Here is an 11058-nt window from a genome sequence, read left to right on the forward strand (position 1 = left end):
GCACGGCTCTGCGAATACGACGGGGGACCACGTATGGCCGTATTGGAATTCACGGGAAAGGCCGCCCTGGTGACCGGCGCCGCGGGTGGCATCGGCGCGTCGGTGACCCGGACCCTCGCCGCCCGGGGCGCCTCGGTCGCGGCGATAGACAAGGACGAGGAAGCGCTTCGGCTGACCGTCAAACGCCAGAACCAGGACGGACTCGGTGTCCATGCCTTCACGGCGGACGTCTCCTCGGGCGCCGAGGTCGACGCGGCGGTGGCGGCGGCCGAACGGACCGTCGGCCCCATCGAGCTGCTGGTGAACGCGGCGGGCATTCTGCGTACGGGTGAGGGCATCTCGCTGTCCGACGAGGATTGGACCGACACCTTCGCCACCAACGCCAACGGCGTCTTCTTCGTGTCCCGTGCCGTGGTGGCCAAGATGGTGCGACGCCGCTCGGGAACGGTGGTGACCATCATCTCCAACGCCGCCGGCACGCCACGTACCGGCATGTCCGCCTATGCCGCGTCCAAGGCCGCCGCGGCGATGTTCACCAAATCGCTCGGGCTGGAGGTCTCCCGGCACGGCATCCGGTGCAACGTGATCGCTCCGGGCTCGACCGATACGCCGATGCTCAGCCGGTTGTGGAGCGCGGGCCAGGGGCCGCAGACCTCCATCGAAGGGACGCCCTCGCAGTACCGCGTCGGCATTCCGCTGGGAAAGATAGCGACGCCCGAGGACATCGCCGAGGCGACGGCCTTCCTGCTGTCGGACCGGGCCGGGCACATCACGCTGCAGACCCTCACGGTGGACGGCGGCGCGACGCTCGGCGTCTGAGTCCGAACCAGGTGAAAGGAAATAAGGAAGAGGCAGTGGCAGGCCTACCCATTATCGAGTCGTATCCCATGCCGGGCGCCGATGAGCTCCCCGAGCAGATCGCGACGTGGAAACCCGATCCCGCGCGGGCCGTCCTATTGATCCACGACATGCAGAAGTACTTCCTCCGGCCGTTTCCGCAGGGCGGCTCGCCGCTCGCCGAGCTGACCGGGAACATCATCCGGCTGCGCCGCGCGTGCGCCCGCATGGGTACGCCCGTGGCGTACACGATGCAGCCCGGCGGCATGAGCCCGCGCCAGCGCGGACTGCTCGTGGACTTCTGGGGGCCGGGGATGACCATCGACGCGGCGCACCGCGAGGTCACCGACGGCCTCACCCCGGAGCCGGACGACTGGATCTTCACCAAGTGGCGCTACAGCGCCTTCTACAAGACCGACCTGCTGGAACGGATGCGGCGCGCGGGGCGCGATCAACTACTCGTGTGCGGCGTGTACGCACACGTGGGAGTCCTCATGACGGCCTGCGAGGCCTTCACCAACGACGTCCAGCCGTTCCTGGCGGCCGACGCGGTCGCCGACTTCAGGCCGGAGTACCACCGGATGGCGCTGGACTACGCCGCCGGACGGTGCGCCGTGGTGACCACCACCGAGCGGCTGGTCGCCGGCCTGACGGCGGACAGCACGGCCGCGGCCGGCAACGGGAGGCACACATGACCGGGCACGACCTGCTGCGCCGGGTCCTGGCGGGGGAGCACGCGGCGTACGCGCTGCTGCACCGCCCGGAGTCGGAGACCGCCGGGCGCCTGGAGATCCTGGTGGGCGATCTGGTCGAGGTGGACACCCTCGACGACCTGCCGATACCGGAATCGCCGGCGGCGGGCGGCACGCCCGGCCGCGGGCACGAGGTGCTGGCGCTCATTCCCTACCGGCAGATCCGGGAGCGCGGCTTCCGCGCGCCCGACGACGACACCCCGCTGCTCGCGATGACGGTACGCGCGCAGGCCTCGATCCCGTTGGCGGAGGCGCTGTCCCATATCGAGGATGTCCCCGTCACCCTGCACGGCGCACGATTCGAACCCGATGACGCCGGCTACGCCGAGATCGTGCGGCGGGTCATCGACGACGAGATCGGCCAGGGAGAGGGCGCGAACTTCGTCATCAAGCGTTCGTTCCTGGCCGACATCGGCCGCTGCACCCCCGGTGCGGTCCTGGCCTTCTTCCGCCGGCTGGTGGAGCAGGAGCAGGGCTCGTACTGGACCTTCCTCGTCCGCACCCCGGATCGGACCTTCGTCGGCGCGACCCCCGAGCGGCACATCAGCCTCGCCGACGGGGTCGCCGTGATGAACCCCATCAGCGGCACCTACCGGTACCCGGCGTCGGGCGCGAGCCTGGCGTCGCTGCTGGAGTTCCTCGCCGACCGCAAGGAGACCGACGAGCTGTACATGGTGCTGGACGAGGAACTGAAGATGATGGCCCGGATCTGCGACGACGTGCGGGCGGTCGGGCCCGGCCTGAAGGAGATGGCCCGGCTCGCGCACACCGAGTACCACATCGAGGGCCGGACCCGGCGTGACGTACGGGAAATCCTGCGCGAGACCCTGTTCGCCCCGACGGTCACCGGCAGTCCCCTGGAGAGCGCCTGCCGGGTCATCGACCGCTACGAGCCGGAGGGCCGGGGATACTACGGCGGGGTGGCCGCACTCATCGGCCGGGACGCGACGGGTGGCCGGCGGCTCGACTCCGCGATCCTGATCCGTACCGCCGACATCAATCCCGTCGGCCGCCTGCGGATCGGGGTCGGCGCGACCCTGGTCCGGCACTCCGACCCGCTGGCGGAGGTGGCCGAGACCCGCGCGAAGGCCGAGGGGCTGCTGGCCGCGCTCGGGTCGGGGCGCCGGTTCGCCGAGAACCCCGAGGTACGCCGGGCGCTGGCGCGGCGCAACGAGAACCTCGCCGCGCACTGGCTGCACCCGACGTCGGCCGGCCCGGCCGTGCGCCCGCTCGCCCCGGAACTGGCCGGCCGCAGCGTCCTGGTCGTGGACGCCGAGGACGCCTTCACGGCCATGCTCGACCAGCTGCTGCGCTCGCTGGGCCTGACGGTGCGGGTGCGCCGCTTCGACCAGATCTACACCTTCGCGGAGCACGATCTGGTCATCATGGGGCCGGGGCCGGGCGACCCGCAGCACGTCGGCCACCCCAAGATCGCCCGGCTGCGCGACGACGTACGGGAACTGCTCAGCACGAGCAAGCCCTTCCTCGCGGTCTGCCTGAGCCATCAGGTCCTCGGCTCGATGCTGGGACTCGAGCTCGTCCGGTGCAAGGTCCCCAACCAGGGCACCCAACGTGACATCGACCTCTTCGGCCGGCGCGTCCGGGCCGGCTTCTACAACACCTTCGCGCTGCGCTGCCCGCCGGAGACCACAGAGCTGTACACCGCCTTCGGCGCCGTCGAGATCAGTCTCGACGCGGCGACCGGTGAGGTCCATGCGCTGCGCGGGCCGCTCTTCGGCTCCATGCAGTTCCACGCCGAGTCCGTGCTGACCGAGGACGGCCTGTGCCTCATCCGCGACGCGCTGGTCCGGCTGACCGCCGGCGCCCGCCCGGTTCCGTCCCTGCTCGCCACATGATCCCGCCGGTGTTGATCGCCGGCGGCGGCATCGGTGGGCTCGCCGCCGCGCTGAGCCTGGCCCGCCAGGGTCACCACGCGGTCGTCCTGGAGCGCCGCGACGCCTTCGGCGAGCTCGGCGCGGGCATCCAGATCGGCCCCAACGGATTCGACGCCCTCGACCGGCTCGGCGTCGGAGGCGCCGTGCGGGCCAGGGCGGTCTACATCGACGAACTGCGGTTCATGGACGGCGCCACCGGGGAACACGTGCAGAGCCTGCCCCTGACGGGCCGCTACCGTGCGCGTTTCGGCAACCCGTACGCCGTCGTCCGCCGAGCGGACCTCTACGCGCCGCTGCTGGCGGCGTGCCGGGCATCGCCCTCGATCGAGCTCCGCGCCGGCAGCGGCGTGGTCTCCTTCGAACAGGACCCGACCTCGGTCACCGCCGTTCTGCATTCCGGGCAGCGCGTGCGCGGCGCGGCGCTGATCGGCGCGGACGGCATCCGTTCGGCGGTACGCCGGCAGCTCGTCGGCGACGGCGACCCGCGGGTGTCGGGACACACCATCTACCGATCGGTGATCGCGATGGAACGGGTGCCCGAACATCTGCGGTGGAACCGCGTCACCCTGTGGGCCGGGCCCAGGTGGCACTTCGTGCACTACCCGATCGACGAGGGTGCCAGCCTCAACCTCGCGGCCACCCGCGACGACGCCGCGCGCGAGGCCGTCGTCGACCGCCCCGCCGGCCGCGACGAGGTCCTCGGCGCCTTCGGCGGGCTGGCCGCCACCGCGCGGGAGCTGCTCGAGCTCGGCGCGAACTGGAGGCGGTGGGTGCTGTGCGACCGGGACCCGGTGGACGACTGGACCGACCGGCGGGTGGTCCTGCTCGGCGACGCCGCCCACGCCATGCTCCAGTACGCGGCACAGGGTGCCTGCATGGCGCTCGAGGACGCCGTGGTCCTGGGCGACCTCCTCGACTGCTCCGGCGACGAGTTCCCCCAGATGTTCGCGAAGTACGGCGCGCTGCGCCGGGCCCGCACCGCCAGGGTCCAGCGGTTGTCCCGCGAGATCGGCGGCGACCTCTACCATCCGGCGGGTGCCGAGGCCCGGGCGAGGAACGCGATGCTCTCCGCATACACCGAGGAGGGTCTGCTCGATGCTCTCAGCTGGCTGCACGGCGACCGGACCTTCGGCCGGGACCGGTAGGCTCGGTCCGCACCTGGTGGCCGTGGCGAAGGTGGCGTGAGGCTTTGGGTCCGGGCGAGATGTCTGCCGCGTTGGGTTGGGGCGCGCTGGCGGCGTCGTCTCTGATCATCGGTGCGCTGCTGGCGTTCGTGCATCGGTGGCCGCGGCGCCTGGTCGGTGCCGTGCTCGCCTTCGGCTCCGGCGCGTTGATCAGCGCGGTCAGTTTCGACCTTGCCGCCGAGGGCGTCGAGGTCGGTGGCGAGGCGGCCGTCGCCGTCGGGCTGGCGGTGGGAGCGCTGACCTACTTCGGTGCCGACTCCCGGCTCGAGCGCAAGGGCCGGCCCGCCGGGGCGGGTCCGTCGTCCGCCGAGTCGGGTTCGGGAACCGCGCTGGCGTTGGGCGCCTGCCTCGACGGCATCCCGGAGCAGGCGGTGCTGGGCATCGGGCTCGCGATGGGCGGCGGTGTCAGCGTCGGGCTGTTGACGGCCGTGTTCGTCTCGAACCTGCCCGAGGCGGTGGGGTCGGCGACCGAGATGCGCGCCGCCGGACGGTCGCGGCGCGACATCGTGCTGCTGTGGGTCGCGATCGCGTCGATCTGCGCGCTGTCGACGGTAGGCGGCTACGCGATCGCCGACGTCACGTCCGGGTGGTGGCGCGGGGTGATCAACGGGTTCGCCGCCGGCGCGCTGCTGGTCATGCTGATCGACTCGATGATTCCCGAGGCGGCCCGCAAGGCAGGGAAGGTGGCCGGCCTCCTCGCCGTTCTCGGCTTCTCCGTCGCCGCGTGGCTGACCACGGTCGGTTAGAGATCGGCCCGGTGGGTCTCCCACCGGGCCGATCGGGTGTGCTCAACGGGTCAGCAGGCTCGGATGTCGACGCCGTTGTTGTCCTTGGCGACGTCGTTGCCCCAGCGCGACAGGTAGTACGCCGACACCCACTGGTTCTGCCACGGGCTGCCGGTGTCCAGGTCGGTCTTCAGCCACCAGTGGTTGTAGGCGCTGCCGACCTGCACGTTCGGGCCCCACACCCGGCAGTACACGTAGTTCGTGCCGGCGTTGAGGGTTCCTGTCTGTGCGCCGCCGGGCGACGAGCGGCCGGGCGCGTTGGCGAACGTGTCGACCCAGTACTTCGTGGGGTCGCCGCCGCCGTTGCGCAGGTCGACGCCGCGGGCGAGCATGAAGGTCACCGGGTCCACCGTGTTGCCGTCGTTGTTCGACTGGCCGTTGTGCGTCTGGAAGTGCAGGTGCGGACCGGACGAGTTACCCGACGACCCCACGTACCCGATGACCTGGCCCGTGCTGACCGTCTGGCCGACGTTCACCGACGGCCGCCGGACCATGTGGCAGTAGAGGGTCCCGGTCCCGTCGGGGTGGTTGATGCCGACGTACCAGCCACAGCCCGTCGCGGACGAGTTTCCGTCCGAGTCGCAGGTGCCGGTGGAGGAGTTGCACACGACCTGCTGCACCACGCCGGAACTGACGGCGTAGATGGGGGTCCCCCGGGTGGCCATGATGTCGACGCCGCGGTGCCCGCCGCCGAAGCCGCCGCCGAGCGTGCCGTTCACCGGCTTCACCCACGACGCCGCCTGCGCCGGGCCGTCCAGGGCCACCTGGACGATTCCCAGGGAGGCGACCATTGTCACGACCGCGATCGCCAGCTGCTGTAGTTTGCGTTTCATATCCGTCTCTCCCCGAACGAAATTGGAACCTGTGGCGCACAGTTTCGTTCGGGACAACCGCCCCGGATACCTGCAACGTCCCAGGTAGCGCGCGGGTCGGACGGAATGCTCCAGTGGTGGGTTGCGGCGCGACCACTCCGAATTGACGGTGCGGAGAATCGACGTTCGTGGGCAGGATTCGCCGGTGACGAATCTTGACGATGAACTGATCGAGCTCCGCCGGGAGATTCACCGCCATCCCGAGCTGGCCGGCGAGGAGCGGCAGACGGCCGGGTTGGTCGCGGACCAACTGCGCGCGGCCGGGCTCGAGGTCACGACCGGCGTCGGCGGGCACGGAGTCCTCGCGGTGCTCGACGGTTCCGCGGAAGGTCCGACGGTGCTGTACCGGGCGGACATGGACGCCGTCGACGCGGAACGGGCCGTGCTGCCCTTCCCGCGGTCGGGCCGGGTCTTCGACGAGGGCTTCGCCTCGCGGGTCCCCGGCGTCGCGCACCTGTGCGGGCACGACCTGCACACCGCGATCGGCGTCGGCGTCGCCCGCACGCTGGCCCAAGGCTCCGAGCCGGTACGCGGCCGGTTGGCGTTCGTCTTCCAGCCGGCCGAGGAGCCCCTGCGGGGCGCCCGGGCGATGCTCGACACCGGGCTGGTGCAACGGCTCGCGCCGCGCGAAAGCTATGCGCTGCACTGTTCCCCGTTCCCGGCCGGCACCATCGCGGTGTCTCCGGGACACGGTCTGCCCGGGCTCGACCACATCCGGATAGCGCTGCCGGCCGGGGACGACGCGGCGGTAGCCGCGATCGCGTCCGAAGTGGCGCGGCTCGGCACCGTCGAGTACCCGCGGAGCGTCGCCGACTACGACGCGCGCTTTCACGCGGTCCTGGACCCCTCACCACAGGAATCCGTGTGCGTCGACCAGTGGACCGAGCACACGGCTGACGGGCGGCCCGTGGCCAACGTCCTGCTGCGGGTCTGGCCGCAGGAGCGGTTTCCCGAGCTGCGCGCGCGGGTCGAGCGGCTCGCGGCGCGGGCGGGCGGACACGTCGAATACCCCGGCGATCCCTTCCCCGCCATGGTGAACTCGGCGGAACTCAGCACGGCGGCCGGCCGGTACCTGAGCACGGTGCTGGGGCGGGAGTCCGTCCTGTCGGCCCGGGCGTCCTGGCCCTTCAACTGCGAGGACTTCGCGCTGTTCCTCAACGAGGCGCCGGGCGCGATGCTCTACCTCGGCGTCGCGGACGCCGAGACTCAAATGAACGGCGCGCCGCACACCCTCGACTTCGCCGCCGACGAGCGGGCGATCGGTCACGGCGTACGCGCCATGGCCGGCCTGCTGACCGAACGCCTACAAAGCTGCTGACAGGTCCAGCGAGGTCGGTTCGTTCGTGGCGAGCAGGTCGTGCAGGACGCCGATCGGGGCCGGCCGGGCGAAGTGGTAGCCCTGCGCGAGGTGACATCCGATGTGCCGCAGCCGCTCGGCCTGCCCGGGGGTCTCCACGGCCTCGGCCAGGGTGAGCAGGTTCAGGCTGCGACCCAGCGCCACGATCGTGCGCACGAACGCGATCTCCCGGGGGCTGCCGTCCTCGATCTGATGCGAGGTGAACGAGCCGTCCATCTTCAGGATGTCCACCGGCAGTTCGCGCAGGTAGGCCAGCGACGAGTAGCCGGTGCCGAAGTCGTCGACGGCGATCCGGACACCGTGGTCGCGCAGCTGCTGCAGTTGCGCGATCGTGGTGGCGGCGTCGGTCACCGTGGTGATCAGGACGGTCTCGGTGATCTCGACGATCAGGGACTCGCCGGGCAGGCCGACGGCGTCGAGGCGGCTCAGCAGGCGGTCGGCGAACCCGGCGTCGCGCAGTTGATGCGCCGACACGTTCACCGTTACGGGCACCCGGTGCGCGCGCCACAGGCCGGCCAGGTCGGCGCAGACCTGGTCGAGCACCCAGTCGCCGATCACCGTGATCTCCCCGCTCTGCTCGGCGAGCGGAATGAAGTGCGCCGGCGAGACGGGCGTGCCGTCCGCGCGGGTCCAGCGCAGCAGCGCCTCGGCGGCGACGATGCCGCCGGTGCCCAGGTCGACGATCGGCTGGTAGTGCATGCCGAACTCGCCCGCACCGATCGCGCGCTGCAGGTCCGCGACCAGGTCGCGGTTGGCGCGCCAACGGGCGTACGCGCTGGGGTCGAAGATGGAGAGCCCGTTGCCGACGGCCCGGGCGTCCTGCAGAGCCAGATCGGCGTCTCGCAGCGCCGTGGTGAGGTCGCCGCCGGCCGCGATGGTGACGGCGCCGACGCTGGCCTGTACGCGGCGGCTGGTCAGGCCGGCCACCGGATACGGCTCGGCGATCGACCGCAGCAGCCGCTGGACGAGGCCGCGCAGCTGCTCCTCGTCGCCGCGGGTGAGCACGGCGAAGGAGTCGGCGTCGAGCCGTACCACGACGGCGTCGCCGGGTGCCGCCGCCCGCAGCCGGTGACCGCTCTCGACGAGCACGGCGTCGCCGGCCGGATGGCCGAAGGCGGCGTTGATCTCCCGGAAGCCGTCGAGGTCCATCACGAGCAGCGCCTGGTCGTGATTCGCGCGCCGGTGAAGATGGTTCTGCAGGAAGGCGCGGTTACCCAGGCCGGTCAGCGGGTCTATGTACGCGCGCCGGTTGAGCGCCGCGCCGAGCTGTGCCAGCCGCGCGATCAGCAGCACGGAGGTGACGCAGCCCAGGCACAACACCACGCTCAGCCGCAGGGTCTGCTGACCGGGCAGCAGCGTCGCCACCCCGAACACGCTCAGGCCGGCGATGACCACGGTCAACGTGAGGTAGCCGGCCAGCCTGCCGCGCGACAGCGGCGCGGCATTTCGCGGCATGCTGCCGGTGCTGCGCGCCATCGACGGGTGCAGCGCCGCGGCACCGATCAACAGGTACGCGACCAGCCCGGCCGTCGAGGCCCAGCGAGCCACCTGCGCCGCGCCGACGGCCTGCGCGGAGTAGTAGACCGTGTCGGTGACGACCCACAGCGTCGCGGCGGACACCATCAGGCGGTACGCCGCCGTGCGCACCCGGGAGACCACCGCGACCCGTACGGTCAACGCCACCATCAGCAGGTCGAGGACGACGTAGCACAGATAGGCGCCCAGCCGCAGCCCGCTGAACCGGTCACCGAACAGCATCGGATCCAAGATGATCACCCAGGCGACGGCGCCGCCGCCGGCCAGGGCGATAGCCGCGTCGATCCGTCCGCCCCGGTACCGGCCCGGCCGGATCCACCAGTAGGCGCTGGTGATCAGAAGGCACATCGAAAGCGCGTAGGACAGATCGCCCAGCGACGGAAACCGCACGACGCCGGCCGGTGTCGTCGCCATGGACCAGCCGAGATTGGCCAGCACCGACATCCCGATGGTGGCCACCATCAACCACCACGGCCGAGACCACGCCGGCCGGTGCAGGCGTATCCCGGTGACCAGGGCGGCCAGCACCACGACGGCCATCGAGATGTACAGCCCGCCCCGCACCGCGGGCGGTGCCACCGGCACGGCGGCCACGATCAGGAACCCGAGCCCGAGATATGAGCGCAGCACCAACCTACGGCCCCGTTCTGTCACGTCCCTGAGAACACCAGGCCTTGGGTACAGTCCCGGCACGGTTCCGGTGCAAGCGGGCTGCAGGACGCCGCCCTTTCCTTACAAGGAGAACAGCATGTCCGATTCCATCCGGCTCGCCTCCGTCACTCTCGACTGCCCCGACCCGAAACGGCTGGCCGCCTTCTATGCCGAAATCACCGGCGGCACCGTGACCAATTTCGATGAACACTGGGCCACGGTCATCTGCCGAAGTGGCCGTATGGACTTCCAGCGGGTGGACGGCTATACGCCCCCGACCTGGCCCGGCGCGACATCCATCCAGATGCACCTCGAATTCCACGTCGACGACCGCGCCGCCGCGGAAGAACGCGTCCTGAAGGCAGGCGCGACGAAATACGAGTTCCAGCCCAACAGCGACCAATGCTTTGTGTACGCGGATCCGGCCGGTCACCCGTTCTGCCTCACCACCTGGAGCGACATGAGGCCTTGAACGACCAGTTCAGCCGCCTGAACGGCGCGGTATCGTGCTGGCCATGTCGGCTGTCACGGTCGCCCGCTGGGTGGAGGTGCACCGGCTGGCGGTCGCGGGCCGGGAGTCCGCGATCGCCCGGGAGGTCGAGGGCCGGGTGGCGAGGGTGTGGCTGTCCAGGTCCCGGTTCGCGGATGTGGCGGCCCTGGCCGTCGCGACCCTGACGCTCGGCCCGGACGCCCGCTCCTTCTGGGATCTGGGCTTTGCGCAATCCTCCACCGGGCAGCCCCGACCGGCCCTGGCCAACTACGAGCAGGCGCTACACCGGTATCGCGCGGCCGGCCACCGCAACGGCGAGGCCGCCACCCTCAACAACATCGGCCTCGTGTACCACGGGCTCGGGGACCGGCAGCAGGCCCTGGCCTACTACCAGCAGGCCCTGCCCATCAGCCGGGAGGTCGGCGACCGCGCCAGCGAGGCCGCCACCCTCACCAACATCGGTCTCGCGCACGGCGACCTAGGGGAGCGGCAGCAGGCCCTGGCCTACCTCCAGCAGGCCCTCCCCATCCGGCGGGAGGTCGGCGACCGCGCCGGCGAAGCCACCACCCTCACCAACATCGGCCTCGTGTACGACATGCTCGGGGACCCGCGGCAGGCCCTGGCCTACTACCGGCAGGCCCTGCCCATCCGGCGTGCGGTCGGCGATCGCGCCGGCGAAGCCGTCACCCTCGCCAACAT

10 protein-coding genes are annotated in these 11058 nt (G+C 71.2%); 8 read left to right on the plus strand and 2 right to left on the minus strand.

Features of this window, described 5'->3' with window-relative positions; all coding sequences use genetic code 11:
* Window positions 1-33: 33 nt before the first annotated feature.
* The 5 genes from ACIBSW_RS17650 to ACIBSW_RS17670 all read left to right on the plus strand — a co-directional run bounded on the left by ACIBSW_RS17650 (window position 34) and on the right by ACIBSW_RS17670 (window position 5414).
* Window positions 34-819, plus strand: coding sequence for a 2,3-dihydro-2,3-dihydroxybenzoate dehydrogenase (locus ACIBSW_RS17650; protein ID WP_354720737.1), 786 nt, complete (start codon window positions 34-36; stop codon window positions 817-819).
* A 68-nt stretch (window positions 820-887) separates the two neighbouring features.
* Window positions 888-1532, plus strand: a complete 645-nt coding sequence (locus ACIBSW_RS17655) for an isochorismatase family protein (RefSeq protein ID WP_354720735.1) — start codon at window positions 888-890, stop codon at window positions 1530-1532.
* On the plus strand, window positions 1529-3445 hold the full coding sequence (locus ACIBSW_RS17660) for an anthranilate synthase family protein (RefSeq protein WP_354720733.1): 1917 nt from the start codon (window positions 1529-1531) through the stop codon (window positions 3443-3445). The genes ACIBSW_RS17655 and ACIBSW_RS17660 overlap by 4 nt, the downstream gene beginning before the upstream one ends.
* 8 nt (window positions 3446-3453) lie before the next feature.
* Window positions 3454-4629, plus strand: coding sequence for a 3-hydroxybenzoate 6-monooxygenase (locus ACIBSW_RS17665; RefSeq protein WP_354720731.1), 1176 nt, complete (start codon window positions 3454-3456; stop codon window positions 4627-4629).
* Between the two features lie 59 nt (window positions 4630-4688).
* Window positions 4689-5414, plus strand: coding sequence for a hypothetical protein (locus tag ACIBSW_RS17670; protein ID WP_354720729.1), 726 nt, complete (start codon window positions 4689-4691; stop codon window positions 5412-5414).
* A 50-nt stretch (window positions 5415-5464) separates the two neighbouring features.
* Here the strand turns inward: ACIBSW_RS17670 and ACIBSW_RS17675 are convergent, their stop codons facing one another.
* Complete coding sequence (locus tag ACIBSW_RS17675) at window positions 5465-6286, minus strand: M23 family metallopeptidase (protein WP_354720727.1); 822 nt, start codon at window positions 6284-6286, stop codon at window positions 5465-5467.
* A 184-nt stretch (window positions 6287-6470) separates the two neighbouring features.
* Here ACIBSW_RS17675 and ACIBSW_RS17680 point away from each other — a divergent pair, with 184 nt between their 5' ends.
* Entirely contained in the window at window positions 6471-7643 is a 1173-nt protein-coding gene (locus tag ACIBSW_RS17680) for a M20/M25/M40 family metallo-hydrolase (RefSeq protein WP_354720725.1), read from the plus strand.
* Here ACIBSW_RS17680 and ACIBSW_RS17685 read toward each other — a convergent pair.
* Complete coding sequence (locus ACIBSW_RS17685; RefSeq protein ID WP_354720723.1) at window positions 7629-9848, minus strand: bifunctional diguanylate cyclase/phosphodiesterase; 2220 nt, start codon at window positions 9846-9848, stop codon at window positions 7629-7631. The two genes, ACIBSW_RS17680 and ACIBSW_RS17685, sit on opposite strands and share 15 nt — an antisense overlap.
* Before the next feature lie 118 nt (window positions 9849-9966).
* On the opposite strand from ACIBSW_RS17685, the gene ACIBSW_RS17690 reads away from it, so the two are divergent.
* Together ACIBSW_RS17690 and ACIBSW_RS17695 are read left to right on the plus strand one after the other, a co-directional pair.
* A complete protein-coding gene (locus tag ACIBSW_RS17690) occupies window positions 9967-10341 on the plus strand; it encodes a VOC family protein (RefSeq protein ID WP_354720721.1) in 375 nt (124 codons plus the stop codon).
* A gap of 43 nt (window positions 10342-10384) precedes the next feature.
* The coding region (locus ACIBSW_RS17695) for a tetratricopeptide repeat protein (RefSeq protein WP_404799368.1) at window positions 10385-11058 on the plus strand (674 nt) is incomplete at its 3' end.

This window comes from Actinoplanes sp. NPDC049668, assembly GCF_044465445.1.
Taxonomy (GTDB): Bacteria; Actinomycetota; Actinomycetes; order Mycobacteriales; family Micromonosporaceae; genus Actinoplanes.

What these genes read in the sequence shown, in the direction of transcription:
- ACIBSW_RS17650 (WP_354720737.1), top strand. Translation starts at nt 34, where the DNA reads ATGGCCGTATTGGAATTCACGGGAAAGGCCGCCCTGGTGACCGGCGCC.
- ACIBSW_RS17660 (WP_354720733.1), top strand. Translation starts at nt 1,529, where the DNA reads ATGACCGGGCACGACCTGCTGCGCCGGGTCCTGGCGGGGGAGCACGCG.
- ACIBSW_RS17675 (WP_354720727.1), bottom strand. Translation starts at nt 6,286, where the DNA reads ATGAAACGCAAACTACAGCAGCTGGCGATCGCGGTCGTGACAATGGTC.
- ACIBSW_RS17690 (WP_354720721.1), top strand. Translation starts at nt 9,967, where the DNA reads ATGTCCGATTCCATCCGGCTCGCCTCCGTCACTCTCGACTGCCCCGAC.
- ACIBSW_RS17670 (WP_354720729.1), top strand. Translation starts at nt 4,689, where the DNA reads ATGTCTGCCGCGTTGGGTTGGGGCGCGCTGGCGGCGTCGTCTCTGATC.
- ACIBSW_RS17655 (WP_354720735.1), top strand. Translation starts at nt 888, where the DNA reads ATGCCGGGCGCCGATGAGCTCCCCGAGCAGATCGCGACGTGGAAACCC.